Origin of the sequence: Kitasatospora sp. NPDC096140, assembly GCF_040303045.1 — a bacterium.
In the GTDB taxonomy this organism is placed as follows: Bacteria; Actinomycetota; Actinomycetes; order Streptomycetales; family Streptomycetaceae; genus Kitasatospora.
The window spans coordinates 42,623-69,190 of sequence record NZ_JBEOUW010000013.1; the positions used below are offsets into that span (position 1 = coordinate 42,623).

24 protein-coding genes are annotated in these 26,568 nt (G+C 75.2%); 17 read left to right on the forward strand and 7 right to left on the reverse strand.

All coding sequences use genetic code 11. The features are described from left to right. The first annotated feature begins 172 nt into the window (after window positions 1–172). Window positions 173–853: a response regulator gene (locus ABT048_RS15865; RefSeq protein WP_350521961.1), complete on the forward strand. Its 681-nt coding sequence runs from the start codon at window positions 173–175 to the stop codon at window positions 851–853. Window positions 854–972: 119 nt separating this feature from the next. On the opposite strand, the gene ABT048_RS15870 is transcribed toward ABT048_RS15865, so the two are convergent. Continuing rightward, entirely contained in the window at window positions 973–2,634 is a 1,662-nt protein-coding gene (locus ABT048_RS15870; RefSeq protein WP_350521962.1) for a class I adenylate-forming enzyme family protein, read from the reverse strand. A 179-nt stretch (window positions 2,635–2,813) separates the two neighbouring features. Here ABT048_RS15870 and ABT048_RS15875 point away from each other — a divergent pair, with 179 nt between their 5' ends. After that, the gene (locus ABT048_RS15875; RefSeq protein WP_350521963.1) at window positions 2,814–4,025 is read left to right on the forward strand and encodes a nucleotide disphospho-sugar-binding domain-containing protein; all 1,212 of its coding nucleotides are present in this window, start codon (window positions 2,814–2,816) and stop codon (window positions 4,023–4,025) included. Between the two features lie 142 nt (window positions 4,026–4,167). Here the strand turns inward: ABT048_RS15875 and ABT048_RS15880 are convergent, their stop codons facing one another. Next, window positions 4,168–5,274 (reverse strand): acyltransferase domain-containing protein, encoded by a 1,107-nt coding sequence (locus ABT048_RS15880; protein WP_350521964.1) that lies wholly within the window; start codon window positions 5,272–5,274, stop codon window positions 4,168–4,170. A 395-nt stretch (window positions 5,275–5,669) separates the two neighbouring features. Here ABT048_RS15880 and ABT048_RS15885 point away from each other — a divergent pair, with 395 nt between their 5' ends. Further along, complete coding sequence (locus tag ABT048_RS15885) at window positions 5,670–6,701, forward strand: ketoacyl-ACP synthase III family protein (protein ID WP_350521965.1); 1,032 nt, start codon at window positions 5,670–5,672, stop codon at window positions 6,699–6,701. 72 nt (window positions 6,702–6,773) lie between these two features. Here ABT048_RS15885 and ABT048_RS15890 read toward each other — a convergent pair whose 3' ends face one another. Beyond that, window positions 6,774–8,399, reverse strand: coding sequence for an FAD-dependent monooxygenase (locus tag ABT048_RS15890; RefSeq protein WP_350521966.1), 1,626 nt, complete (start codon window positions 8,397–8,399; stop codon window positions 6,774–6,776). 45 nt (window positions 8,400–8,444) lie between these two features. On the opposite strand from ABT048_RS15890, the gene ABT048_RS15895 reads away from it, so the two are divergent. Both ABT048_RS15895 and ABT048_RS15900 read left to right on the forward strand, forming a co-directional pair. Continuing rightward, entirely contained in the window at window positions 8,445–8,648 is a 204-nt protein-coding gene (locus ABT048_RS15895; protein WP_350521967.1) for a hypothetical protein, read from the forward strand. A gap of 60 nt (window positions 8,649–8,708) precedes the next feature. Further along, on the forward strand, window positions 8,709–9,443 hold the full coding sequence (locus ABT048_RS15900) for an SDR family oxidoreductase (protein WP_350521968.1): 735 nt from the start codon (window positions 8,709–8,711) through the stop codon (window positions 9,441–9,443). Between the two features lie 90 nt (window positions 9,444–9,533). On the opposite strand, the gene ABT048_RS15905 is transcribed toward ABT048_RS15900, so the two are convergent. Then, window positions 9,534–10,298 carry an SDR family NAD(P)-dependent oxidoreductase gene (locus tag ABT048_RS15905; protein WP_350521969.1) on the reverse strand — a complete coding sequence of 255 codons (765 nt, stop codon included), beginning with the start codon at window positions 10,296–10,298 and terminating at the stop codon, window positions 9,534–9,536. Window positions 10,299–10,557: 259 nt separating this feature from the next. On the opposite strand from ABT048_RS15905, the gene ABT048_RS15910 reads away from it, so the two are divergent. The 5 genes from ABT048_RS15910 (at window position 10,558) to ABT048_RS15930 (ending at window position 15,890) form a co-directional block, all read left to right on the forward strand. Further along, window positions 10,558–11,160: a flavin reductase family protein gene (locus ABT048_RS15910; RefSeq protein ID WP_350521970.1), complete on the forward strand. Its 603-nt coding sequence runs from the start codon at window positions 10,558–10,560 to the stop codon at window positions 11,158–11,160. 113 nt (window positions 11,161–11,273) lie between these two features. Beyond that, entirely contained in the window at window positions 11,274–11,867 is a 594-nt protein-coding gene (locus ABT048_RS15915; protein ID WP_350521971.1) for a TetR/AcrR family transcriptional regulator, read from the forward strand. Between the two features lie 193 nt (window positions 11,868–12,060). Continuing rightward, window positions 12,061–13,740 carry an MDR family MFS transporter gene (locus ABT048_RS15920; RefSeq protein WP_350521972.1) on the forward strand — a complete coding sequence of 560 codons (1,680 nt, stop codon included), beginning with the start codon at window positions 12,061–12,063 and terminating at the stop codon, window positions 13,738–13,740. 274 nt (window positions 13,741–14,014) lie between these two features. Beyond that, entirely contained in the window at window positions 14,015–14,815 is an 801-nt protein-coding gene (locus ABT048_RS15925) for an AfsR/SARP family transcriptional regulator (protein WP_350521973.1), read from the forward strand. Between the two features lies 1 nt (window position 14,816). Beyond that, on the forward strand, window positions 14,817–15,890 hold the full coding sequence (locus ABT048_RS15930; RefSeq protein ID WP_350521974.1) for an SDR family NAD(P)-dependent oxidoreductase: 1,074 nt from the start codon (window positions 14,817–14,819) through the stop codon (window positions 15,888–15,890). Here the strand turns inward: ABT048_RS15930 and ABT048_RS15935 are convergent. Then, window positions 15,826–16,287 carry a DUF6059 family protein gene (locus ABT048_RS15935; RefSeq protein WP_350521975.1) on the reverse strand — a complete coding sequence of 154 codons (462 nt, stop codon included), beginning with the start codon at window positions 16,285–16,287 and terminating at the stop codon, window positions 15,826–15,828. The two genes, ABT048_RS15930 and ABT048_RS15935, sit on opposite strands and share 65 nt — an antisense overlap. Here ABT048_RS15935 and ABT048_RS15940 point away from each other — a divergent pair. From ABT048_RS15940 to ABT048_RS15955, 4 genes are all read left to right on the forward strand, one after another. Then, window positions 16,286–16,693 (forward strand): DUF302 domain-containing protein, encoded by a 408-nt coding sequence (locus ABT048_RS15940; RefSeq protein WP_350521976.1) that lies wholly within the window; start codon window positions 16,286–16,288, stop codon window positions 16,691–16,693. The two genes, ABT048_RS15935 and ABT048_RS15940, sit on opposite strands and share 2 nt — an antisense overlap. After that, the gene (locus tag ABT048_RS15945) at window positions 16,690–17,532 is read left to right on the forward strand and encodes a universal stress protein (RefSeq protein ID WP_350521977.1); all 843 of its coding nucleotides are present in this window, start codon (window positions 16,690–16,692) and stop codon (window positions 17,530–17,532) included. The genes ABT048_RS15940 and ABT048_RS15945 overlap by 4 nt, the downstream gene beginning before the upstream one ends. A gap of 241 nt (window positions 17,533–17,773) precedes the next feature. After that, window positions 17,774–19,240 carry a diacylglycerol/lipid kinase family protein gene (locus tag ABT048_RS15950; RefSeq protein WP_502894016.1) on the forward strand — a complete coding sequence of 489 codons (1,467 nt, stop codon included), beginning with the start codon at window positions 17,774–17,776 and terminating at the stop codon, window positions 19,238–19,240. After that, the gene (locus ABT048_RS15955; protein ID WP_350521978.1) at window positions 19,233–19,811 is read left to right on the forward strand and encodes a phosphatase PAP2 family protein; all 579 of its coding nucleotides are present in this window, start codon (window positions 19,233–19,235) and stop codon (window positions 19,809–19,811) included. The genes ABT048_RS15950 and ABT048_RS15955 overlap by 8 nt, the downstream gene beginning before the upstream one ends. A 93-nt stretch (window positions 19,812–19,904) precedes the next feature. Here the strand turns inward: ABT048_RS15955 and ABT048_RS15960 are convergent, their stop codons facing one another. Next, a complete protein-coding gene (locus ABT048_RS15960) occupies window positions 19,905–22,091 on the reverse strand; it encodes a HelD family protein (protein ID WP_350521979.1) in 2,187 nt (728 codons plus the stop codon). A 159-nt stretch (window positions 22,092–22,250) separates the two neighbouring features. After that, the gene (locus ABT048_RS15965) at window positions 22,251–23,870 is read right to left on the reverse strand and encodes an ADP-ribosyltransferase domain-containing protein (RefSeq protein ID WP_350521980.1); all 1,620 of its coding nucleotides are present in this window, start codon (window positions 23,868–23,870) and stop codon (window positions 22,251–22,253) included. A gap of 224 nt (window positions 23,871–24,094) precedes the next feature. Between ABT048_RS15965 and ABT048_RS15970 the strand changes: the two genes are divergently transcribed. The 3 genes from ABT048_RS15970 (at window position 24,095) to ABT048_RS15980 (ending at window position 26,564) form a co-directional block, all read left to right on the forward strand. Further along, complete coding sequence (locus tag ABT048_RS15970; RefSeq protein WP_350521981.1) at window positions 24,095–24,781, forward strand: macro domain-containing protein; 687 nt, start codon at window positions 24,095–24,097, stop codon at window positions 24,779–24,781. Window positions 24,782–25,054: 273 nt separating this feature from the next. After that, complete coding sequence (locus ABT048_RS15975; RefSeq protein ID WP_350521982.1) at window positions 25,055–25,651, forward strand: DUF1349 domain-containing protein; 597 nt, start codon at window positions 25,055–25,057, stop codon at window positions 25,649–25,651. 43 nt (window positions 25,652–25,694) lie between these two features. Next, entirely contained in the window at window positions 25,695–26,564 is an 870-nt protein-coding gene (locus tag ABT048_RS15980) for an N-acetylglucosamine kinase (protein WP_350521983.1), read from the forward strand. The last annotated feature ends 4 nt before the right edge of the window (window positions 26,565–26,568 follow it).

A 26,568-nucleotide genomic window follows, 5' to 3' on the forward strand; every position in this document is an offset into this window, starting at 1 on the left:
CCAGAGCCCCAGAACGGGGGAGAAGAACCGTCATGTCGACCACAGAATGCGCGGAGGCTTCTCTTCACCAACGAAGCGGATCACTACCCGCCGGTATTCGAAGCGCTCCCGGCCGACCTGCTGGAAAGATCGTCAGTAACCCGGTCCGTCCCAACGGCAGAACGGTGTCGAAATGAAACCGGTTGAGCCCGCCCGGGTACTGCTCATCGACGACCACACCCTGCTACGGCAGTCGCTGCGGCAGGTCCTCTCCGCCGAACCCGACCTCGCGGTGGTCGGCGACACCGGCGACATCGACGAAGCCGTCACCCTCGTCGCCGCCACCGCGCCCGACGTCGTCCTGCTGGGCGGCGAACTGCTCGACTCGGAGGTCGCCGAGGCGGTCCGGCGGATCGCCACGGTCTCCCCCGACGCCCGGGTCATCGTCCTGAGCATGAGCGACCGGCCCGCCGACGTCCGCGACCTGCTGGACCTCGGCGTGCGCGGCTTCATGCTCAAGAGCGTGAGCCGGTACGAACTGCTCGCGGCCATCCGCGGGGTCTACAGCCGCGACCAGTCGACCCTCGCCGTCTCCCAGCACAGCCTCGCCCAGCTCAGCCGACAGGCCGCGGTCACACTGTCGGACCGGGAACTCGAAGTCCTCGTGCTCGCCGCCCAGGCGCTGACGAACTTCCAGATCGGCTCCCGGCTCGGCATCGCCGAGGGCACCGTCAAGCGTCATCTGCGCAACGTCTTCGGCAAGTTGGGCGCGGTGTCCCGGATCGACGCGGTGAACAAGGCCGTCGCCGCGTCACTGATCCCGGTCCCCACCCGCACCCGGGGAACCCCGCTGACGGCCGGCCGACAACCCTGACCGCTCCCGGCACCGACGACGGCCGACGCGCTGCCGGGGCAGCCGGTTGCGAACGGCCGGGGGGCGCGGGACCGGCCCGGCGACCAACGGTGGTCGCCGGGCCGGTCCCGTGTCCGCGCTCACCCCCGGCTGGCGGCCCGGGTCACCTCCAGCGGCCCCTCCGCGGAGGGCTCCGGCAGGTCCCGGCCGTGGACCGCGTCCCGGATCTCCCGCCGCTGGACCTTGCCGTTCTGCGAGCGCGGGATGACCTCCACCACCTCCACGTACCGCAGGTGCTGGTAGTACGGCATCCGCGCGTTCGCGCCCCGCACGGCCGCCAGCGCCGCCCCCTCCTCGTCCGCGTACGGCTTCGCGAGCACCACCAGCGCGTACGCCACCGAGCCGCTGAAGCGGTCCGGGCGGTCGACCACCACGCTGTCCGCGACCTCGGGCCGCTGCCGGAGCACCCCCTCGACCTCGGTCGGCGACACCAGCCAGTTGTCGCACTTGAAGACGTCCTTGATCCGGTCGACGACGAACAGGCAGCCGTCCTCGTCCGTGTAGCCGATGTCGCCGGTCGAGAACCACCCCCCGGCGTCCAGGTGCGCGCCGGGCTCGGCGCCCAGGTACCCCTTCATCAGCTGCGGCCCGCGGACCTGGATCTCGCCCCGCTCCCCCACCGGCAGCTCCGCCCGGGTGTCGACGTGGACGATCCGCGACTCGGTGCCGGCCGACGGCGGCCCGCAGGAGCCGGCGCGCGGGTCGTCCAGCCGGTCGAAGTGCGTCTGCGGGGACGCCTCGGCCAGCCCGTAGCCCTGCACCACCGGCACCGCGAAGCGGGCGGTCAGGCCGCGCGTCGCCTCCGGCGGCAGGGCCGAGCCGCCGGAGAGGATCGCCCGCAGCGTCGGGACCGCCCCGTCCGCCGCGGGATCGGCCGCGAGGCGGGACAGCCGCATCGGCAGGCTGTAGTAGTGCGTGACGGCGCCCTCCCGGGCGGCGGCGAGCGAGCCCGGCACGTCCGGGTCGGTCCACAGCAGCTGGGTGGCGCCGGCCTGCACCGCGGCGTTGAGGTGCATCAGGTGGTAGGTCGGCAGGTAGTTGAAGACCACCGACGCGGCGTCCAGGCCGTGGGCGTGGGCCGTCTGCGCCGCGTTGACGGTCAGGTTGAGGTGGGTCAGCTCGACCGCCTTGGGCGCGCCGGTGGTGCCGCTGGTGAACAGCAGGTTGGCCACCGCCCCGGGATCCGCCGCGGCCTCCGGGAGCGGGCGCCCGGCCGCGGCGGCCAGCACCTCGGCCAGGAGCGGCACGCCCTCGTCCTCCGCCGCGCCGGAGGTCAGCAGCACCGTCTCCAGCCGCGGCAGGCGGTCGCGGACGGTACGCACCCGCCGGTACACCTCGGGCGTCAGCACCGCCGTGCGCGCACCCGAGGTGGCCAGCACGTGCACCAGGGCGTCCTCCCGCAGCAGCGGGTTGACGAGCGCGGCGACCCGGCCGGCCCGCGCGGTCCCGTAGTACGCGACCGGGAACGCCGGGGACAGCTCGGCCGCGACCGCCACCACCGCCTCCGGACCGGGCGTCAGGGCGTGCAGGGCGGCCGCGAAGGCGTCGACCTGCCCGTCGAGCCGGCCGAAGGTCAGCACCGACCCGTCGGGGGTGCGCAGCGCGGCGCGGTCCGGGGCCAGGGCCGCCGCGCGGCTCAGCAGGTGGTCCACCCGGGGGCCGCCGAGCCGGTCCGCGATCGCCGCCAGCGGAGCGCCGGCCGTGGCGCTGCCACGACGGGCAGGTGGGCTGGACGTGGTCACAGGTCTTCTCCTCCGTCCGGTGGGTGCGACCCGCACCCGGGTACCGGGACGGTGCCAGGCCTCCTTGGGGCACGGGTTGAGAGCCGTTCGAGGGGACGCGCCCCTCGAACGGACCGCGAGCGGACCGGTCCAGGCTGACCGGCGCACGTCCGAGCAGAACCGACCGATGGGAGTAGCGGATGCGCGTGTTGTTCGTGGCCACCGCAGGGGCGCACCTGCCGTGGATCACCCCGCTCAGCTGGGCCTGCCAAGTCGCCGGCCACGAGGTGCTGGTGGCCTCCCGTCCGGCCGCGACCGGGTTCCTCACCGCGGCCGGGCTCACCGTCGCCCCGGTCGGCGACGAGGACGCCATCCGTACGGCGCAGTCCGCCCACCGGGGCCTCGCCTCCACGGGCGGCCCCCGCCACCTGGCCTCCGGCTGGGTCAGCAACCCCGAACGGCTCGACCGGGAGGCCCGGCGGCTGCTCGGCACCCGGCAGATCACCTCCGCCGACGCGATGACCGACGACCTGGTCGCCCTCGCCCGCGCCTGGCGGCCCGACGTGGTCGTGTACGACACCGTCGCGCTGGCCGGACTGGTCACCGCGGCGGCGGTGAAGGTCCCGGCCTTCGGCCACACCTGGGGGTTCTCCTTCGGCTTCGACTTCGAACGGGACGAGGACCTCCGGGCGCCCTTCGCCCGGCTCTTCGAACGCTTCGGCGTCGAGCCCCGGTTCGCGCCGGAGGCCTGGATCGACCCCTGCCCGCAGACCCTGCGCTCGCCGCACCCGGTGCCGTGGGCGCCGATGCGGCTGGTGCCGTACAACGGGCCGCTGGTGCTGCCCGAGTGGCTGCTGGACCGGCCGGAGCGGCCGCGGGTCTGCGTCACCGGCGGGGTGACCACCACCGCCCTGACCGGCCTGGTGGGGCGGCTGGCCGAGGGCGTGCGGCGGGCCGGGGCCGAGGCGGTCGTCACGGTCGCCGGCCACCACGACGTCTCCGCGGCCGATCTGCCGGACGGCGTCCGGCTGTTGAGCGCCTTCCCGATGAGCACGCTGCTGCCGACCTGTGACGCGGTGGTCCACCACGGCGGGGTCGGCACCGGCATGATCAGCGCGGTCACCGGGCTGCCCCAGCTGGTCGTCCCGCACACCGCGATCCAGGACCACTGGGCGGAGCGGATCACCGAGGTCGGCGCCGGCCTGACCCTGGACGTCCCGGACGGCCCGGACGTCGACGCCGTCGCGGAGGCCGTCACCGCGCTGCTCACCGTGCCCGGCCACCGGGAGAGCGCCGGCCGGCTGCGGGACGAGAACGCGGCCATGCCGGCGCCGGCCCGCCTGGTGGGCCTCCTGGAGCGCGCGGTGGCCGAGGGCGGGGTCGTCGGCAGCGAGTTGGTCGTCCGGCCCTGACCCGGGCGCCACCGCGCCGGGCCCGGTCCGCGAGCCGCGGGCCGGGCCCGGCGCGTTCCGGGCCGCGCGTCGGCGTCGTCCTCCGCCGGCCGTCGTCATCCGCCGACGGTCACCGCGCGTCGGCCGTCACCGCGCGCCGGCGTCAGGCCGGGGCGGGCTCGGCGGGTACCGACCCGTGCCCCTCCGCCCGCAGGAACGCGGCCGCCGCCAGCACCGTCCGCCGGTCGTCGGCGGGCGCGCCGCGCCGGGCCGGCAGGGTGGGGACCGCCGCGCTGCGCCCGGAGGAGACGGCCGGCCGACGCCGTGCCAGCGCCGTGAGGCCCTGCCCCGGGCCGGCCTCGACGAGCACGTACCGGCCGGTGTCCAGCAGGCGGCCGAGGGCCGGTCCGAACAGCACCGGTGCGGCCGGCTGCCCGGCCCAGAACGCCGGGTCGGTGGCCTGTTCGGGCGAGAGCGGCCCGGCCGTGTAGCCGGAGAACAGGGTCGGGCTCGGCGGCGACAGCCGCAGGGCGGCCACCGTCGGCAGCGACTGCGCGGCGGCGGCCGCGAGGCTGGGGCTGTGGAAACCCTGGACCGCCCGGGTGCGCCGGCAGAGGAACCCGTCCGCCCGCAACCCGGCCTCCACCGGGGCGAGTTCGGCCTCCGGTCCGGCCAGCACGCACTGCCTGGCACCGTTGACCACGCCCACCACCACCTGCTCGCTCAGGTACGGCGCCAGTTCCTCGCGCCGGGCGGCCACCGCGAGCATCCCGCCGGGCGGGGCGGCGCTGATCCGGGAGATCCGGTCCATCTGCAGCCGGACCGCGTCCGGGAGGTCCAGCACCCCGGTCAGGACCGCGCCGACCACCTCGCCGACGCTGTGCCCGAGCACCGCCGCGGGCCGGACCCCCCAGGACAGCACGAGCCGCGCCAGCGCGTGGTCCACGGCGAACAGCAGGGCCTGGGCGCGGGTCACGTCGTCCAGCGGCACCGCCGGACGGTCGCTCAGCCAGTCCGCGCGCACCCGGCGGCCCTCGGGGCCCATCAGCTCGAAGACCTCGTCCATCGCGGCGGTGAACACCGGCTCGGCGTCGTACAGGCCCACCGCCATCCCCTCGTACTGCGCGCCCTGGCCGGGCAGCAGCAGCACCACCGGACGCGGTCCGGTGCCGGGGCCGTCGTCACCGCCGGCGGTCGCCGGGGTCGCGGTGGTCGCTGCGGTGGCGGCGGGGGCGGTGGTGGCGGTGGTCCGGCCGGGGAGTGTCGTCATCACGGTCCGTCCTTCCAGGGGCGGGTCAGTGGCGCCGATGCTCCCCGCCCCGGGTCGAGACCGTCTCGACCGGCGTTCGACCGGCGTTCGACCGGCGGACGACGGCCGTCCGACCGGCCCGGCCCGGCCTCGAACGACGCTCCACGCGAGGTCGAAGCCCCCGGCCCAGGATGAGTCCCGACCGACCCACGCGGAACCCGCGGGACGGTCGACGGAGGACGACCCCCGGGCGTGCGCCACAAGCCGCCGGCCGGCGTCGTCCTGGCCGACCACCACGGCACGGTGCCGGACCGGCGGGGCCGACAGCGCCCACCCCCGGTCCGGCACCCCGCCGCGACGAAGCGAAGCGAAGCGGCGACCCGCAGACACGTCAACCCGTCGACATCGGAGTGAGGATGAGGTTCGAGGGCCTGTTCATCGCCGGCGCCGCCCTCCATCTGCCGCCGCCCGTGGCCGTGCGCGACGCCGTCCGCGCGGGCTGGTGCGAGCCGGAGCTGGAGTCGTCCACCCGGATGGTGTCGGTGCGGGTCTCCGACACCCTCTCGGCGCCCGAGATGACCGTACGGGCGGCGCGCGCCGCGCTGCGGTCGGCCGGGCGCGATCCCGCCGACCTCGCGCTGCTGCTGCACGCCACCGCGTACTACCAGGGGCTGGACGAGTGGCCGGCCCCCTCCTTCGTCCAGCGGGAGGTCGCCGGGTCGAGCCACTGCCCGGCGATGGAGGTGCGGCAGATGTCCAACGGCGGCATGGCCGCGCTGGACCTCGCCTGCCACTACCTGGACGGCGCCCCCGAGGACCGGGCCGCGCTGCTGACCGCCGGGGACCGCTTCAGCCCGCCCGGCTTCGACCGCTGGCGCACCGATCCGGGGACGTTCTACGCGGACGGCGCGGCCGCCGTGGTGGTCACCCGCAGGCCCGGCTTCGCCCGGATCGTCGCGCTGGTGTCGCACTCCGAGCCCGGACTGGAGGGCATGCACCGGGGTGACGACCTGTTCGCGGACGCCCCGTTCACCCACCGCCGGCCGATCGACATGGGCGTCTGGCAGAAGGCCTTCATCGCCCGGCACGGCATGCCGTACACGGCCGCACGGGTCTCCCGCGGCGGACGGACCTCCCTGGAGACGGTGCTCGCCGAGGCCGGGACGGACCTCGCCGACATCGACCACTTCGTGCTCCCCAACCTGGGCCTGCACCGCCTGGACTCCGGCTACTTCCGCCGCTACGGGATCCCCGTGGAGCGCTCCACCTGGGAGTGGGGCCGGACGGTCGGGCACCTGGGGCCCGCCGACCAGTTCGCCGGGTTGGCCCGGCTGTGGCAGGACGGCCGGCTCGCGCCGGGGCAGCGGGTGCTGCTGCTGGGCGTGGGCGCCGGCTTCACCTGGTCCGGCGCCGTCCTGGAGGTCCTGGCGCCCGCCGCCGACCGCTGACCACCGCATCCGCCGAACGCACCGCAGCGGCCGGCCCGGTCCCCGGGTCGGCCGCTGCGGTGCGCAGCCCCGTCAGGGCCCGGTACGGGCCAGCAACCGGCCCAGAACATGGGCCAGTTCGCCCTCCAGTGCGGCGCCGCCCCGCCCGCCGTGGTCGACCGAGCGCCAGGCGACGAAGCCGTCCGGCCGGACGAGGGCGGCCCCCGTGTGGCCCAGGTGGTAGCGGGCGCCCCAGTCGCCGTCCGGGTCCACGAGGTCGGTGCCGATCCGGTGGGCGGCGAACGGCGCCCCCAGCCGGTCGGCGGCGCGGGTGCCGGCCTCGGCCCAGGGGGTGCCGTCGCGGCCGGTGAGCAGCACGAAGCGCTCGCCGAAGAGGTCCAGCGCGGAGAGGGTCGCGCCCTCGCGCTCCAGCCGTACGTGCGGGGCGCGGGTGCCGGCGAGCCCGGCCAGGTCCGCGGGCTCGCACGGGTCGGTGCCCGCCGGCGGCCCGCCGATCACCGCCGTCGAGCGGTAGTGGTAGCCGAAGGTCAGGGCGAGCGGCGAGAAGCCGCCTCCGGCGCCGTCGGCCCGGCTGCGCTCGTGCTGCTTGGCGGCGGAGAAGGCGCAGGTGGTCTCGGCGACCGGCTGCCGTTCCGGCTCGTAGGAGTCCAGCAGGCCGGGCCCGGCCCAGCCGTTCAGCACGGCGGCGAGCTTCCAGGCCAGGTTGTGCGCGTCCTGGACGCCGGTGTTGGCGCCGAAGCCGCCGGCGGGCGAGACCACGTGGGCGGCGTCCCCGGCCAGGAAGACCCGCCCGTCCCGGAACCGGTCGGCCACCCGGGCGGCCAGTTCCCAGCCCTGGACCGGCCGGTCGGCGCCGTCCAGGGTGGGGACGATCCGCGCGTCGAGCGTCGGGTCGCCGGTGGCCGTGCGGACCAGTTCCAGGCACCGCTCGGGGGTGAAGTCGTCCAGGTGCTCGCCGTGTTCGGGGTGGTAGGGCACCATCAGCAGCCAGCGGTCCTGGCGTTCGAACATGGCCAGCAGGGTGCCGGCCTCGGGCCGGTCGATGTAGCAGACCGAGATCAGCCGGCCGCGCAGCAGGGCGGTGAGGTCGGCCTCGAAGACGATGTTGGCGACGTGGTGGAGCACGCCGGGCCCGTGGGTCGCGATGCCGAGCTCCCGGCGGACCGGCGAGCGGTGTCCGTCGGCGCCTATCAGGTAGCGGGCGCGGATCCGGTGGCGGCGGCCGGTGGCGGTGGACTCGACCAGCGCGGTGACGCCGTCCGGGTCCTGCTCGAACTCCAGCATCCGGGTGGAGAAGCGGATGTCGGCGCCGAGTTTGCGGCCGTGCTCCAGGACGAGCGGCTCCAGCACCTGCTGGTCCACGAAGGCGGGTTCGCACGGGCTGAGGTGCGCCACCGAGCCGGGCTCCTCGCGCCGGACCCGGTAGACCTCCGGACCGGCCAGTGTCTCGACCCGGGCCAGTTCCGGGTAGCGCTCGAACACCGACGGCGGCGCCGCCCGGATCACCGGTTCCAGTCCGCAGGCGCGGTAGAGCTCCATGGAGCGGGAGTTCATCACCCGGCCGCGGGGCAGCACCGAGGTGCCCGGGTGCCGCTCGACCACCGTCGTGGTGACGCCGTGGCCGCGCAGGAAGGCGGCCGCCGACAGCCCGACGAGGCCACCGCCGACCACGAGCACCGAAACTTCTTCGTCGTCCATGACTCTCCCTCGTCCGACCGTGTCCATGGCTGGGCGCGGACGTCGGTGCCGCTCGCGCGCCCGCGCCCCCTCACCCTGGCCGGTCCGCCTCGAACGGTGCTGGAGAACGGCTGCGCGCCCCGGCTCCCGCCCGCCCGGCCGCCCGACCGGTTGGTTCCGGCCGCCGACAGCCCTGCGGCCAGGGCGGGTTCGCAGGCTCCGGCGGGCGCCTCCTTCCAGCCGTTCTCCAACCGCGCCCGCTACTGCTGAGCGGTCGGGGAACGGGGAAGGACCCCGGGGAAGCCGGGGACATCGGGAAGGGAACCGAGGATGACACGATCGAACGGGCGACGGGTGCTGGTGACGGGAGCTTCACGCGGGATCGGGGCGGCGATCGCCCGGGCGGTGGCCGCCGACGGCGGTCGGCTCGCCCTGCTCGCCCGCCCCTCGGCCGAGTTGGACGGCCTGGCGGCCGAACTCGGCGCGGTGGCGGTGGGCGTCGACCTGGCCGACCCGGACGCGGCCGGGGCCGCGGTGGGCACGGCCTGCGCGGAGCTCGGCGGGCTGGACGTCCTGGTCAACAACGCGGGGGTGTTCCCGCTGGGCCTCGTCCGGGACGGCGATCCGGCGGACTGGCGGGCGATGGTCGACCTGAACGTCCTCGGGCTGCTGGCGGTCACCCGGGCCGCGATCCCGGCCCTGCTCTCCGGCGATCACCCGCAGATCGTCAACATCGGCTCCACGGCCGGGCGTTCGGTGGCGCACGCGATCCAGGGCGTGTACGCGGCGACCAAGCACGCGCTGGTGGCGATCAGCGACGGGCTGCGGATCGAGCTCGCCGGGGACGGCGTCCGGGTCACCCTGGTGTCGCCCGGCGCCGTCCGCACCGGGGGCAGCGAGCGGATCCGGGACGAGGCGCTGCGCGGGGTGCTGGCCAAGGTGCAGGAGGCGGTCGGGCTGGATCCGGCGGAGGTGGCGGAGCAGGTGCTGCACGTGCTGCACGCCCCGGCGGGGGTGCACCTGACCGAGCTGACGGTGCTCTCCACGCGGGAGCAACTGGGCTGAGGCAGCGGCGACGTGCGGGGCGGCCGGGTCGAACCGGCCGCCCCGTCCGCGCGCCCGGGGTCCCCGGGCGCCGGGCGGCCGCCGGGGCGCTCAGCGGCCGCCCGCGACGGTCAGCACCTCTCCGGTGATGTTGCCGTTGGCCCCGGAGCAGACGAACAGCACGGCGTTGGCGACGTCGGCGGGCGCGCTCAGCCGGCCGCTCGCGGTCCGCGCGGTCTCCTGCTCGCGCACCGCGGCGGGCAGGCCGGTGAGGGCCCGCTCGGTCAGGGTGAGCCCGGGGCAGACCACGTTGACCAGGATGCCGTCCGCCCCGGTGTCCCAGGCCAGGCTGCGGGCGAAGCCGTGCAGTCCGGACTTGGCCGCGCCGTAGAACTCCTGGCCCCGGTGGCCGTCGACCGCCACGTGCGAGGAGAGCAGGGCGATCCGGCCCCAGCCGCGGCGCCGCATGCCGGGCACGACCAGCTGGGCGAGCCGCAGCGTCGGCGCGAGGTTCTGCTGCACCACCGGTTCCCAGTCCTCGACGGCGACGTCCTCGAAGTGCACCCCGGGGGCCCGGCGGCTGCCCATCATCCGGACGGCGCTGGTGACCAGGACGTCGATGTCCGCCCAGCCGTCGCCGGCGGCGGCGAGCTCGGCGAGCGTGCGCTCGGGCTCGGTGAGCGCGTAGCGCACGGCCCGCGCCCGGCCCTTGGCGGCGCCCAGTTCGTCGGCGAGTTCGGCCGCCTCGCGTTCCTTGCTGTGGTAGCCGATCAGGACCCTGGCGTCCTCGGCGGCGAAGGCTCGCGCGATCTCCCGCCCGATCCCTCCGGTCGCACCGGTCACCAGGACCACCCGGTCCGCGACTGCGAGTTCCACGCTGCCTCCTTGCGGCCCGGTGTCGGGCGGGCCGGCTCCCGGGGGATCGAGCGGATCCCGTCGCGAGCCTGCCCGGGCCGTCTGGAGGGCGGTTCGAGACCGCCTCCGCCGGCCGACTCCGGCCCCCCGCAAGGGCATCGGCCGAGCCGGCACGTCGGCCGGAGTTCGAACCCGGGTCGAAACGGCTCTGCCAGCCTCGCCGCCATCCGCGCGGCCGCGACGGCCGGTCGCGGGGCGTACCCGAGGACTGGGAGGAAGCATGAGCACCGAGACCGGGAACCGGCACACCGACGGCGGGGTGCTGCGGATCGACTACGACGACAGCGGACCGCACGTGGACGACAGCGTGTTCCGCTCGATCATGGCCACGCTGCCCACCGGGGTGACCGTCATCACCACGCTCGACGAGGAGGACCGCCCCAAGGGCCTGACCTGCAGTGCGGTGTGCAGCGTCTCCGCCCGTCCGCCGCTGCTGCTGGCCTGCCTGGACAACCGCAGCACGGTGCTGACGGCGGTCCTGGCGCGCGGCGCCTTCGTGGTCAACGTGCTGCGCGAGCGCGGCGAGGGGGTCTCCAACCTGTTCGCCTCCCGGACCGGAGACCGCTTCGGCGTGACGCCGTGGCGGGCGAGCCCGGTGACCGGCCTGCCGTGGATCGAGCGGCACGCGATCGCGCACGCGGAGTGCCGGCTGGCGGGCGCCGTCCGGGCCGGCGACCACACGGTGCTGGTGGGCGCGGTCGTGGACGGCACCGCGCACCAGGGGCTGTCCACCCCGCTCATGTACTGGCGCAGCCAGTACGGGACGTGGCCCGCCCAGCCGGACGAGGCGTCCGCCGCGATCACCCTGGCCGCGGAGGGCTGAGCCGGCACGGACCACGCCGCGTTGCACTCAGTGCAAAATTTGCATAATCCGATGGAAGTGCAAGCTCTGCACTTCTTGCAGGCCGCGCCAAGATTGCATAGAGTGCAGTGGTGATGAGTGCATCCGATCAACGCAGAGAACGCCAGAAGGCGGCCAAGAGACATGCGATCACGCTCACGGCCGTCCGACTGGTCCTCGACAAGGGCCTCGACGCGATGACCGTCGAGGCCATCAGCGAGGCCGCCGACATCAGCCCCCGAACGTTCTTCAACTACTTCTCCAGCAAGGACGAGGCGCTCCAGATGCGGCCGTCCTGGTCGGCCGTGTCGCTGACGGCGCTCTTCCAGGACCGCCCCGCCGACGAGCCGGTGTTCCGCTCGATGCGCGTGGTGGCCCAGGAGATCGCCGATTCGTTCGTCCCGGCGCGCGAGGAGTCCGAGCTCTGGCGCGAACTGTGGCGCCGGCACCCCGAACTCCTGGCCAAGCGCAGCTCGGAGGGCGAGGAGGAGATCTTCCGGAGCCTCATCCTGGCGGTCGCCGAGCGGACGGGCACCGACCCGATGAAGGACAGCTACCCGAGCGTCGTGGTCACCTCGGCGTTCTCGGTGATCCAGTGGGCGGTCCGCTTCTCCTGGATCAACGAGGACGACCGGACATCCGCCAACCTCATCGACGAGGCCTTCGACCTACTCGAACGCGGCCTCTGAGTCCGCCGGATCCACCGGCCCCGCACGGCCGGTCGGACCCGCCGGAACAGCACGACCCGCACGACCCGCGCCCCCTGCACGACCCGCACACCCCGCACGATCCGCGCCCCACCGCAGCTGCACCGCTCCCCACTGCTTGTCGGCACCACCCCAGACCACCGTCCTCGTGACCAGCCGCACCAAGGAGCCACCCGTGCCACCAACAGCTGGCGACGCCGCCCGGAGCCCCCTGAGCCGCCGCCAACTGGCCGTCGTCATGTCGGCCCTGCTACTGTCCATGTCCCTCGGCGCGCTGGACCAGACCGTGGTCGCCACCGCGCTGCCCGCGATCGTCGGGGATCTGCACGGCCTCAAGTACACCTCGTGGCTGTTCACCGCCTACATCCTCGCCTCGGGCATCTCGACCCCCATGTACGGGAAGCTGGCCGACCTCTACGGGCGGCGCAAGCTCTACCTGTTCGCCCTGGTCGCGTTCCTCACCGGCTCGGCCCTCGCGGGCGCCGCCCAGTCGATCTTCCAGCTCATCGCCTTCCGGGCGATCCAGGGCGTGGGCGCCGGCGGCCTCATGGTGCTGACCCTGACGATCATCGCCGACATCGTGCCCACCCGTGAACGCGGCAAGTACATGGGCCTGTACGGCGCCGTCCTCGGCCTGTCCTCGGTGGCCGGCCCGCTGATCGGCGGCTACTTCGTCGACCACACCACGTGGCGCTGGGTCTTCTACATCAACCTGCCGCTCGGCCTGGTCGCACTCGCCGTGGCCGGCACCGCGCTCAAGCTGCCGGCGCGCACCCGCGGCGGGAAGATCGACTACGCCGGGTTCCTGATGCTGGCCGGCGCGCTCACCTGCCTGGTGCTGGCCACCTCGTGGGGCGGCACCAAGTACGCCTGGTCCTCCACCACCATCCTCGGACTCTTCGCGGGCATGGCGGTCTTCATCGCCGCCTTCGTCGTGGCCGAGCGCTACGCCCCCGATCCGCTGATCCCGCTGCGGCTGTTCACCGTCCGCACGGTGGTGCTCGCCTGCCTGGCCAGCATGCTCGTCTTTACCTGCGTCAACGGCCTGGCCACCTTCATCCCGATGTTCCTGCAGCTGGTCACGGGCATCACCGCCACCAACACCGGGCTGCTCACCCTGCCGCTGATGGTCGGCCTGATGTTCTCCTCCGTCGTCGGCGGCAACCTGATCACCAAGACCGAGCGCTACAAGTGGTCGCCCATGGTGGGTGCGGTGATCGGCGCGCTCACCATGTTCCTGCTCTCCACGATGAACGAGCACACCGGCTGGTGGCTGCTCGCCGTCTACGTCACCATCCTCGGCGCCGGCCTCGGCCTGATGATGCAGCCCCTGGTGATCGCCGTGCAGGTCACCGTCGAGCGCCGCGACCTCGGCGTCGGCACCGCGACGGCGGCGTTCTCCCAGCGCATCGGCGGTTCGATCGGCCTCGCCGCACTCGGTGCGCTCTTCGCCCACCAGTACGAACACGGCCTCGCCAAGCACCTGACGGCCGCGCAGGTCGCGGCCGTGCCGTCCGACGGCTCGGTGTCGCCGACCGTGGTCGAAGCCCTGCCGCCGGCGATCCGGGACGGCCTGCGGCTGGCCTTCAGCGACGCCCTGACCGACGTCTTCTTCTGGCTCACCCCGGTGATGGTGGGGGTGCTGGTCATCTCCGCCTTCCTCAAGAACGTGCACCTCGACCAGAGCGTCCCGCTGGGCGAGTTCGCCCACCTGGACCTCGACGAGGACGACGAGGGCGACTCCGCCGCCTCCCCCGACGGCGCCTCGCCCGACGCCGACCGCCCGGTCGACGCCTTCGACGTTCCCGCCCAACCGGGCGGATACGAAGGAGGCTTGACGCAGCGTCAGAGCTGACGGAACGTCAAGCCCGGAAAGCCGGCCGCGGCGCGGCCGCCCAGCGCCCACCCGTCACCCCCGTACGGGTGATCGCACAGCGACCGCGCCGCGCGCCATCTCTCTTCAGTGACATCGCCGGATACCCCGAAGGTGGGTGTCCGGCGCCCCGTTGGAAGCATTCGCCTTGAGCGTTCCCCGACAACGCTCCTAGGGTCCTGATCGCAGGCCGGCCACCAAAACGGGCCGGCCACCCGCGTTCATGAGGATTCAGCCGACCGGCGAGGAGCTTCCCATGGATTTCAAGGTATTGGGACCACTGGAGGTAAGCCACCTGGGTTGCCCGCGGACGCCCAGCCCCCCGAAGACCCGTCAGCTGCTGGCCCTGCTGCTCCTGCGGGTCAACCAGGTGGTGAGCCTGGACTCGATCATCACCGAGCTGTGGGACGACCGCCCGCCGCGGAGCGCGGTCACCACCGCCCAGACCTACATCTACCAGCTCCGAAAAGCCTTCGCCGCCGAGGTCGGCGAGGAGGCGGCCGGGCACATGATCTCCACCGTCCTCCCCGGCTACGTCCTGCGGATCGACGAACGGCAGCTCGACGCACCCCGGTTCGACCGGCTCGTCGAGGACGCCCGGCTGCTGAACGAGGACGGCGAACCGCTCCGGGCCGCCGGACTCCTGGCGGACGCCCTGGCGATGTGGCGCGGGCCGGCCCTGTCCAACGTCAGCTGCGGCCCGGTGCTGGCGAGTTACGCCACCCACCTGGAGGAGCGGCGGATCAGCGCCCTGGAGGCCCGGGTCCGCACCGACATGGAACTCGGGCGCCACCGCCGACTCGTGGCCGAGCTGCAGACCCTGGTGAGCACCTACCCCTTCAACGAGTGGTTCCACACCCAGCTGATCCTGGCGCTGAACCGCTCCGGCCGGCGCGGCGACGCCCTCAACGCCTACCAGCGGGTGCGCCGGCTGCTCGGCGAGGAGCTGGGGCTCGACCCGTCGGCGGAGCTCCAACGCGTCCACCAGCAGGTGCTGCGGGTGGACGGCCCCGCCGTCCAGCGGATGCCGGTCGGCTCCGGGGCGAGGAGGGGCTGACATGCGGCCCGTCACCCCGTCCGCCGTCCCGCCGAGTACGTCGACCGGACCGCCGGCGCCCGCCCCCACGGCCCTGGACGTGGTCGCCGGCCACGACCTGACCGGCCGCACCGCGGTGGTCACCGGCGGAGCCTCGGGCATCGGCCTGGAGACCGCCCGCGCCCTCGCCCGGGCCGGCGCCCGGGTGGTCATCGGCGCCCGCGACCCGCGGACCGCCGAGGCCGTCGCGGCCGGACTGCGGAAGGGCAGCGGGAACCCGGCCGTCACCGTCGCGGCGCTGGACCTCGGCTCCCTGCACTCGGTCCGGGAGTTCGCCGACAGCCTGCTGCGCCGGCGCGACCCCGTCCACCTGCTGATCGCCAACGCGGGCGTCATGGGCGTGCCCCCCGGCCGCACCGCCGACGGCTTCGAGACCCACCTCGGCGTCAACCACCTCGGCCACTTCGCGCTGGCCGTCCGGCTGCTGCCCGCGCTGCACTCGGCCGGGCACGCCCGGGTGGTCGTGGTGGGCTCCAGCGCGCACCACCTCGGCGGACTGGACCTCGACGACCCGCACTTCGAGCACCGCCCGTACGACCCGTACCTCGCCTACGCCCAGTCCAAGACCGCCAACGCCCTGTTCGCCGTCGCCCTCACCGCCCGGCACCGGGAACACGGCGTGCTCGCCAACACCGTCAGCCCCGGCGCCACCCTCACCGGCCTCCAGCGCCACCTCAGCACCGAGACCAAGCGCGCGGTCGGCCTGATCGGCCCGGACGGCACGCCCGACCCGCGCCTGCGCACGGCGGCCCAGGGCGCGGCCACCTCGGTGTGGGCGGCGGTCGCCCCGGAGCTCGCTGAGACCGGCGGGGCCTACCTGGAGGACTGCGCCGTCGCCGGCCCGTGGCAGGGGACGGCGCCGGCCCAGGGCTACCTCCCCGCGGCCCTCGACCCGGAGCGCGCCGACCGGCTCTGGGAGCTCTCCGCCGCGCTGGTGGGCGCGGACCGACCACGCCCCACCCGCACCCCGCTCAACCAGCCGACCGCCGGCCCTCACCCCGACCGGGCGGCTCCGGGAGTGCGCCGAGCTCCCTGAACAACCGCAACTCCACCTCGCTCAGGGGCAGTTCCGGGCACAGTCGCTCGGGGTGCCCCGGGGCGGGACCGCGCAGTCGCCGCGGCTCCGGCACCTCCGCCGGAGCCGCGGCGGCGCGTGCGGCGGCCTCGTACATGTCCGCCCCGCCGAGCACCTTGAATCCCGACCACAGCCACCCCACCAGTGCGGCCAGGGCCCGCAGCACCCACCACAGAGCGATCACGTCCGCCTCCTGTCGGCGTCCCGTCCAGCGCGGGCAGCCAGCGTGCCCGCCCCGCCTCAAGCCCGCCTGGAGGCGCCGGCGCCGGCCGGACCGGCCACCGTCGGGCACCCGGCCCGGAAGGCGCCGGGCCCGGCCGCCGCCGATACTGGGGCCGCGACCCCCGGGAGGAACCATGGACTACGGGATCGGCGTACGGCTCGACCGGCCGTTCGCGCAGACGGTGGAGGCGGTCACCGCCGCCCTCAAGGAGCAGGGCTTCGGCATCCTGACCACGATCGACGTCCGGGCGACCCTGCGCGAGAAGATCGACGCCGAGATCGAGGACTACCTGATCCTCGGCGCCTGCAACCCCGCCCTCGCCCACCGCGCGCTCGGGGCCGACCGCCGCATCGGGCTGCTGCTGCCCTGCAACGTCGTCGTCCGCGCGGACGGCGGCGCCACCGTGGTGGAGGCCGTCGACCCGCAGACGCTGGTCGCGCTGGCCGGCCCCGACGGCGGGCTCGGCGAGGTCGCGGACGAGGCGGCCCGGCGGCTGGGCGCAGCGCTCGACACCCTGCGCGGCTCCCGGAGCGGGCCGTGACCGGGCCGGTCGTCGCCGGCTTCGACAACTCACCCGAGAGCGTCGCCGCCACCGCCTGGGCGGCCCGCGAGGCGCAGCGCCGGGACTGCCCGCTGCGGCTCCTCCAGGCCCGGCCCCGACCGAAGCGGAACGCGGCCGACGACGAGCGGGAGCGCGGGCACGCCGTGGAGCGACTCGGCTCCCGCGAGACCGAGTTGCGCGCCCTCGTCGAGGTCCCGGTCAGCTCCGCACTCGTCCCCGACGGCCCGGCCGCGGCACTGGAGGACGCCTCCCGCGACGCCGCCCTGCTCGTGCTGGGCTCCCGCGGCCTGGGCGCCGTACGCGGCTTCCTGGTCGGCTCGGTGAGCCACGAGGTCCTGCGCCGGGCCGGCTGCCCGGTGGTCCTGGTGCGCCCCGGCGAGGACGAGCGGGAGGGCCCGGTCCTGGTCGGCCTCGACCTCGTCCACCCGATGGAGGAGGTGCTCGCCTTCGCCTTCGACGCGGCCGTCCGGTACTCGGCCCCGCTGCGCGTGGTGCACGTCTGGTCCCCGCCGGTCGGCAGCGAGTACATGGCCTTCGAGGCGATCGGCGGCCTGGAGACCGAGCTCTCCTCCGTCGAGCGGACCCGCTTCACCGAGCTGCTGGAGCCCTGGCGGGCGCGCTACCCCGAGCTGGACGTGACGACCGACCTGATCCGCGGCAGTGCCGCCGTCGCCCTCGTGGACGCCGCCGGAGCCGCCCGACTGCTCGTCGTCGGACGGCGCGTGCGGCGCACCCTGCTCGGCGCCCACCTCGGCCCGGTCGCCCACGCGGCGATCCACCACGCCCGCTGCCCGGTCGCCCTCGTCCGGCACGCCTGACCGCGCTGACCGCGGTCGGGGCCCGGGAGGGCGCGGCCCGGGAGCCGGAGCCCGGGAGCCGGGTCGGAACCGTCGGCCCGGCCCTCCGCTCCGGGCGGTGCGGCCGGCCCGGGGCTCACCCGGACAGCCTGGCCGGGATGCCCGCCGGGGTGGGAGTGCGCAGGCTGCTGGCACGGACCGGGCTCGCGTGGGCACACCCGGGGCACGGCTCAGGGAGGACGACATCGACGGAACGCGGCAGGTGGGCCCCGACGGGGACGTGACCGCACGGGTGCTCGCGCGGTGCGCGCTGCTGGCCGCGGTCGGTGCCGTGGTCGTGCTGCTGATCGCACTGGGCGAGGGCAGTCTGGCCGTGGTGGCGAGCGGCTTCGTGGTGCTGGTCGTCTGGGCGGCCGGGGCCTGGTGGTTCCTGGCGCACCGCGGCGCCCTGCGGCTGGTCGGGGGGCTGCTCACGGTCGCCGCGCCGATCGGACTCGTGGTGCTGTTCGCCTACCACGACCTGTGGCCGACGGCGCTGGTGCTGTTCCTCTGCTGGGGCGCGGCGCTGGCCCTCGCCCGGGCGGCACTGCGCCGCGTGCGCCCGAGCGGGGCGAACCCGGCGGTCCCCGCCACCCGGCCGGTGCGCCCGGTACTGATCATGAACCCGAAGTCCGGGGGCGGGAAGGTCGGCCGCTTCGGCCTGGTCGAGCGGGCCGAGGAGCTCGGCGCCCGGGTGGTCCTGCTCGACCCCGCCGTGCACGCCGACGTCGCCGCACTCGCCCGCGAGGCGGTGGCCGGCGGCGCCGACCTGCTCGGCGTCGCGGGCGGCGACGGCACCCAGGCCCTGGTCGCGGCCGTCGCCGCCGACCACGGGCTGCCGTTCCTGGTGGTCTCCGCCGGCACCCGCAACCACTTCGCGATGGACCTCGGCCTCGACCGCGCCGATCCGTCCCGCTGCCTCGACGCGCTGACCGCCGGCGAGGAGCTGCGGATCGACCTCGGCGAGGTCGCGGGCCGGCCCTTCGTCAACACGGTCTCCTTCGGGGTGTACGCGGACGTCGTGCAGCGCCCCGAGTACCGCGACGCCAAGGCCGGCACGGCCCTGAACCTGCTGCCGGACCTCCTGGTCGGCGAGGGGGTGCGGCGCGTCGACGCCCGGATCGAGGGCGGCAGCGTCGCGGCCCTCTCCGCCCAGCAGGCGCTGCTGATCAGCAACAACCCGTACGGCTCCCCCGACGACCTCGAAAGCGGCGGCCGACGCGCCCGGCTGGACAGCGGCCTGCTCGGCGTCACGGGCATCAGGGTCGAGGGCGCGGCACAGGCCGCGGAACTGGCCGTCCGGGGCGCGCAGGCGACCGGACTGACGGTGCTGACCGCGCGCCGGGTCGAGGTGACGTCCGAGGAGGCCGAGATCCCGGTGGCCGTCGACGGCGAGGCGCTGCGGCTGCCCACGCCGGTGGTGTGCACGCTGCGCCCGGGCGCGCTGCGGGTGCTGGTGCCGCGTGACCGCCCCGGCGTCGCGCCCACCCGGCAGCGGGTGGACTGGCGGCAGCTGGCCACGCTCGCGTTCAGCCGCGGCACGCCGGACTCCGGGCGGGCCCCGGACGAACGGGACGGGCGGGACCGGGACGTGCAGGACCAGGACGCGCAGGACCGGGACGGGCAGGGCCGGGACGCACAGGGCCGGGACGGCGACGGACGAAACGGCGGGGGGCGGTCCCGTGCCTGACCGGAACGTCTCCGCGGCGGCCGTCCTCGCCGACCTGCGCGCGATCGACGGCGCCCTGTACGCGGCCGTGGCCGCCACCCCCACGCCGGCCCTGGACTCCGCGCTGCGGCGACTGTCCCGGACGGCCGACCACTCGAAGATCTCACTGACCGTCGCCGCCGGCCTCGCCCTCCTGCCCGGCCGTCCCCGGCAGGCGGCCGCGGTCGGGGTCGGCGCCGTCGCCCTGGCCTCGGCGGCGTCGAACCTGCTCGGCAAGCGGCTGGTCCGCCGCCGACGGCCCGACCGGGAGGAGGCCCGGGTGGACATGGCCCGGCACGTGCCGATGCCGAAGTCGGCCTCCTTCCCGTCCGGCCACACGGCGTCGGCGACGGCCTTCGCCACCGCCGTCGGGGTGGTGCTGCCCCCGGCGGCGGTGCCGCTCGGGGCGCTGGCGGTCGCCGTCGGCTACTCCCGCGTCCACACCGGCGTGCACTACCCGGGCGATGTCGCGGCCGGCGCGGTCCTCGGCTTCGCGGCCGCGGCGGCGGCCCTGGCCGTCGGGCACGTGCCGCTGCGGCTCGCCGGGGACTGAGCGGCCCGCCCGGGCACCGCGTCCGAGCGGACGCGCGGCCCGACCGCTCCCACCCCGACCGCCGTCCCGGGCGGCCCGGGGTGGCGTCCCCGGTCACCCGGCCAGCGGTGCGGGCAGCGGCCGGGAATGCAGGATGTCCAGCCGGGAGACCGCCCTGGTCACCACGACGTACAGCCGGTGCAGGCCGCGCGGTTCGGCCTCGACGATCGCGGCCGGTTCCAGGACCACCACGTGGTCGTACTCCAGTCCCTTGACCAGCGAGGCGGGCAGCACCGTCACCCGGGCCGTGGTGCCGACCTGCTCGGCCGAGGCCGTCGGGATCCCGGCCGCCCGGAGCGCCGTGTCGGCCTCCGCCACCGCGCCGTCCGCCGCGATCACCGCGATCGAGCCCTCGCGCTCCAGCGCGGCCCGTACGGCGGCGACCGTCGCACCGCCCAGCCCGGCCGCACCGCCCGTTCCGCCTGTCCCGCCTATCCCGCCTGTCCTGCCTGTCCCGCCTGTTCCGCCCGTTTCTGCCTCACCCCAGCCGCCCGACCCGTCGACCCGGCGCACCGTCAGCTCGCCGTCCCGCCGCAGCGACACCGCCTGCGGCACGTCCACGTCCAGCGCACCGAGCACCCGGTTGGCCAGCGCCATCACGTCGGCCGGGACGCGGAAGCCGGTGGTCAGCGGCACCACCGCGGCCTCCGGCTTGCCGAGGTGGGCGAGCTGCTCGGGCCAGCTGCGGGCGGCCCACGGGGCGGTCGCCTGGGCGAGGTCGCCGAGGACGGTGAGGGAGCCGAAGGCGCTGCGGCGGGCGATCGCCCGGCACTGCATCGGGGAGAGGTCCTGGGCCTCGTCCACCACGACGTGACCGAAGCCGGCCGGGCGCTCGATCAGGCCCGCCACCTCGTCCAGGAGCATCAGGTCGTGCTCGGACCACTTCGCGCTCTTCGCCGAGCGGGGCGGCCTGCGCCACAGGACCGCCGCCTGCTCCCCGGCGTCGAGCACCCCGTCGGCGGCCTCGGCCAGCACGGCGGGGTCGCTCAGCAGCGCGGCGACCACGGCCTCCGGCCGCAGGGCGGGCCACGCCGCCTCCAGGAACGCCGCGACCGGCTTGCAGCGGCCGACCTTCCGCTGCCACCCGCCGGACATCACGCCCGCCCGGCGCTCCGCCTGGTCCTGCAGCATCGCCACCACCCGGGTGCGGACGCTCTCCCGGCCGATCGCGTACGGCGGCTCCTGCGCGCGCAGCTCGGCGACCATCCGGTCCAGCCGCTCCGGCGCCACCCGCCACCGGTACGAGCCGTCCGGGACGACCAGCGGCTCCGCGCCCGACGTGCGGATCCGCGCGTACAGCGCCCGGCGCAGCACCGTCGCCATCCGTGCGTCCTGCTTGACGGCGGCGGCCCGCTCGTCGTCCACGGCCGCGACCGGCCGGTCGGCGACCAGGTCCTCGACGGTGCACTGGCCGACGTCGATCTCGCCGAGTGCGGGCAGCACCTCGGCGATGTAGCGCAGGAAGGTGCGGTTGGGGCCGATCACCAGCAGGCCGCCGCGCCGGATCCGCTGCGGGAAGCTGTAGAGCAGGTACGCGGCGCGGTGCAGGCCGACGGCGGTCTTGCCGCTGCCGGGCGCGCCCTGCACGCAGACGGACTCGCTCAGCCCGCCCCGCACCAGCTCGTCCTGCTCGGGCTGGATGGTGGCGACGATGTCGCGCATCGGGCCGGTGCGGGGCCGCTCGATCTCGGCGGCGAGGATGCCGCCCGGGCCGTTGCCCGCCGGGCTCCGGCCGGCTCCGTCGAGGCGCTCGTCCTCCAGGCCGGTGAGCTCGTCGGGGCGGCCCAGGCTCCACGGCGCCCAGCCGAACCGTCGGCGCTGCGCCAGTCCGAGCGGGGTGTGGGCGCTCGCCTGGTAGAACGCCCGGGAGACCGGGGCCCGCCAGTCGACCACCAGCGGCGCGACGGTCGGGTCCTCGGAGATCCGCCGACGGCCCACGTAGTAGCGCTGGCGCCGGTGGTCCCCCGCCGCCGGGGTGTCGGCGAAGTCGAGGCGGCCGAAGAACGACGGGCTCTCCGGCAGCTCCCTCATCCGCTTGGCGCGCGTCCGCAGGTACCGGCCGAGCGCCTCCGCGCTGGCACCGTCGCCGGAGACGTCCTCCCCGGCGACGACCTGGTGGCTCGCATCTTCGACCTGCCGGGCCGTCGCCGCCCGGCAGGACTCGACGTAGGCCCGTTCCCGCCGCAGCTCGTCGTCGAGGTGCCGGGTTTCCGGCGCCGTCCGCTGGACTTCCGAGGTCATCGTTCCGCGTCCCTTCCCGTCCCGAGCCAGCGAGCTCACTCGCTCGGGATCCAGCATAACTGAACTCAGTAAAGTTACTGACTTGGTTGCGCAATCTGGGAACGAGGACGGGCGCGAGGGCCGGGGCGAAGACGGGGCGGGGCGGGGCCCCGGACCGGCTCAGGACACCAGGGGCGCCTCCGCCAGCTCCGTCAGCGTCACGGTGCACAGCCCGCCGCGCTCGGTGCGGACGTCCGTGACCTCCAGCTGCGTGCCCGGCAGCAGGATGAACTCCTCCTCGCCGGTGAAGGCCGAGAAGTTCTGGATGCCCGTGGCCCTGGCCGGACGCACCTCGAAGAGCGTCCGCTTGCCGCGGCTGCCGAGGAAGGCCTGCGCCACGCCGAGCTTGGAGGTGCAGGAGGAGACGCCCCACCACGTCACCGTCTTGCCCAGCGGGTACTGCCGGCGCAGGTCCAGCGAGACCCCGCGCCAGAGCGGCTCGGTGCGGACGGGCAGCCGCGACACCGCCGCGAACAGCAGCCGCAGGTACGGGAGGTAGGGCACCAGCCGGCTGCGGTCGGGCGAACGCAGGACGGCGTTGATCTCCCGGTAGAACGCGGACTCGCAGGTGTACAGGTAGAGCGCGGCGATCTCGTCGGCCGACGGGCCGGTGCCCGCCTCGTCCGCCCGCCGCTTGCCGAACTCGTGCGACAGCTCGACGTGCCGGCCCAGGCCCCGCAGCACCTCGGCGACCGGGGCCGCGGCCTCCCGGAAGCCCATCAGCGGGGTGTCGAACACACCGGTGATGGCGGGCAGGACGAGGCCCTCGTCCTTCACGCTCGCGAGGCGGTCCAGGTAGAGCTGGTGCAGCTCCATCGTGGAGGCGATGAAGGCGCCCATCCGCTCCGCGACCGCACCGTCCGCCCCGCCGCCGTCGGCCGACTGCGCGTTCCAGCCGGTGCTGGGCAGCCAGTCCACCGGCTCGGCGCCGAGCGCGGCGAGGGCGTCGTTCACCGTCGCGAAGTGCTCGCCGTCGCAGAAGATGTCGCCCTGCGCGGCCGGGTTGGCGTGGTCGAGGTGCCGGACCTCGACCTCGGGGTACTTCTTCTGCAGCCGCAGCACGACGTTCTTCAGGTTGCGCGCGTGCGCGCCCCACCACGCGAAGACCACGTAGCGGTCCTCCTCCGGGCCCTGCTGCTTCGCCCGGAGGATCTCCTCGACGATCCGCTCGGCGACCGGCCGCCAGAACGCGGTGTGCTGGTCCGGCCCCATCGCGCCGTCGCTGCTGGCGGTCAGCGCCGCGTTCAGCAGCAGCACGCCCTGGGTGAGCATCGCCTGGAACCACTCCGGCGGCTGGACGGTCTCCTGCTCCTTCAGCAGCGCCCGTATGTCGGCGATCGGCGTCTTCTTGGCGATGCCGTACTTCCACATCGCCGCCGCCTTGATGATGCACCGGATGCTCACCACCCGGCCGAACTTGCTGTCCTTCCAGTCGTGGAAGGTGTTGTCGAACATCGCGATGCCGGTGGCGCTCTCCGGCCGCGGGTACGGGTTCTGCCCGAAGACCACGACCTTCCACTTGTGCGGCGCGTGCGGCTTGAGCGCCTGGAAGGTCAGCTCGCGGACCGGCACGACGTCCGGGCCGCGGCCGGGGCCGATGAACGAGGCCGCGCCGGGCTGGGCCTCGATGACCGGCTTCAGCAGCGGGAGCCACGGCTCGCCGCCGCCCGTGAACAGCTCCGCGAGGGCGAGCGGGTCGTTCGGGTCGGGCTGGGTGGCGGAGGTGTCGGCAGCGCTCATGGTGGTGCCCCAAGACTGTGAGGCGGCCCGGACGGTCGGGGCCGCACGAATGGCAGACGAAAGGGATGTGACGGCCAGTCGGCTTCCCTGGCGGACACCACAGTCCTACCAGCGGGCACCGACAGTCCGTGCCGGCGGACGGCGGGCACCGACGGACTGTCAGTGCCGCGGGCTAGCTTCATGGACGTCAGCAGGAACCACCCCCGACCGACAGGAGCCCCCGCATGACCACGGACCGCGCGCAGTCGCCGCTCAAGGTGGTGTTGACCGACCTCAACGCGACGGTGGTCGAGTCGTGGCGGTCGGCCTTCGCCGACACCCCCGGCGTGGAGATCCGCAACGCCTCGATCCTGGCCACCGACGTCGACGCCTGGGTCAGCCCCACCAACTCCCGCGGCCGGATGGACGGCGGGACGGACGCCGCGATCAAGCGCCACCTGGGCGCCGGCATCCAGCTGCGGGTGCAGCGGGCGATCCGCGCGCGGCACGCCGGCTCGCTCCCGGTCGGCAGCGCGGTGTGCGTGCCGTCCGGGGCCGTCAGCCCGCGCTTCCTGATCTCGGCCCCGACGATGCAGACCTCCTCGCAGAACGTGAGCGAGACGCTGAACGTGGCACTGGCCTGCGCCGCCGCCTTCCAGGCGGTCCACCGGCAGAACCGGCTGGAGCCGGGTTCCATCCGGTCGGTCGCGCTGGTCGGCATGGGCGCCCAGACCGGGCGGGTGCCGGCCCGGGTCTGCGCCAACCTGATGTGGACGGGCTACACCCTCTTCAACGACCACCACTTCGAGGACGACGACGACCTGCGCGCCACCGTCCTCGCCCAGCTGGACGACATCGAGCGGGCACCCGTCACCGAGCGGGTCCGCATCACGCCGCCCGCGCGCCGCAGCACCCCGGGGGGCAGGTCCTGAGGAGGCACTGAAGACCTGCCATCCCAGCCGCCCTGACGATTCGTCAATTCGTGCCGACCGCCCGGAGTGCGGCCCTCTCCGTACCGCCCGCGGCCGCCCGCCCGCCCGGGGTTCCGAAGCGTAAGGAGGACGCCCCGATCCCTCCCGTGTTGTTGCCCTGACAAACCTCCCCAAGCCCACCCGGGCGGGTGTTGAATGGCCCTTTCTGAAAGCCCTTGCAGCCACCTGCAGCCCCTGCAGCCGTCGGCTGGCAGACCGGAAGGAAGGCCTCCCATGCACCCGCCCCGCGACATCGCCTGGCACGAAGGCAGCTGGCTCAACCAGCCCGAGCGGGCGCGGGCCGACGGCACCGACCTCCTGGTCACCGCCCGCGGCCGCAGCGACTTCTGGCGCACCACCGGCTACGGCTTCGTCCGCGACGACGGGCACGCGCTGCTCACCGGCTTCCCGCCGGGCAGCGCGACCGAGGTCACCTTCGTCGCCGACTTCGGCGCCCTCTACGACCAGGCCGGCCTGCTGGTCCGGGTCGACCCGCAGACCTGGATCAAGGCCGGGGTGGAGATGAGCGACGGCCTCCCGCACCTGGGCGCGGTCGTCACCCGCGGCGTCTCGGACTGGTCGCTCGCCCCCGTGCCCGAGTGGCACGGCAGAGAGGTGACCGTCAGAGCCAGCCGCAGCGGGGACGCCGTGACGGTCCGCGCCCGCTGCGACGACGGCCCCTGGCGCCTGGTCCGGCTGGCCCCGCTCCCGCCGGCGGCACCCGCGGCGGCCGGGCCGTTCTGCGCCTCACCCGAGCGGGACGGCCTGCAGGTCCGGTTCACCCGCTTCGCCCAGGGCCCGGCCGACGTGACCCTGCACCTGGCAGACTGACGGCTGATCGACCCAGGGCACGCCCACCCACCGGAGCCGCCCCATGACCACCCTCCGCCTCGGCGTCGACGCGGGCGGCAGCCGCACCCGCGCCGTCGTCCTCGACACCTCCGGCACGCCGCTCGGCCGGGGCGAGAGCGGCGGCGCCAACCCCGCCGGGCAGGCCCGGGCCGGCGCCGTCGACCAGCTGGCCGCCGCGGTGTCGGCCGCGCTCGGGCCGCTCGACCCGGCCCGGGTCGCGGCCTGCCTGGTCGGCCTCGCCGGGTACCGGGCGCTGCCCGACCCGGACGGCTTCGCCGGGCTGGTCCGCACCGCGCTCGGCCTCCGCTGCCCGGTCCGGCTCGTCCCGGACACCGTCCCCGCCCTGGCCTGCGGCGGCGTCGCCGACGGCCGGGGCACCGTGCTGATCGCCGGGACGGGCGCGATCTGCGTCCGCCTCGACGGCAGCCGCACGCTCGCCCGCAGCGGCGGACTCGGCTGGCTGCTCGGCGACGAGGGCGGCGGCTTCTGGCTCGGCCGGGAAGCGCTCCGGCACGCCCACGCCGACCCGGACGGCCCGCTCGGCACCGCCGTCCGCGCCCACTGCGCCGCCGACTCTCCCGACCGGCTGCTGCGCTGGGCCTACGACGGCCCGCCGCGCCGGCTCGCCGAACTCGCCCCGCTGGTCTCCCGGCTGGCCGACGCCGGCGACGCCGACGCCCTCGCCATCGCCCGCGCCGCGGCCGACCACCTGGCCGCGCTGGTCCGGGCAACCGCCGTACCCGGCGAACCGCTCGTCCTGACCGGCTCGGTGGCCACCGCACCGGGCCCGATCCGGCAGCACCTGCTCCACGGCCTCGCCGACCTCGCCCCGCTGCTGCCGGTCACCGACGCGGCCACCGCCGCCGCCCTGCTCGCCCGGCCGGCCCCCTGATCGG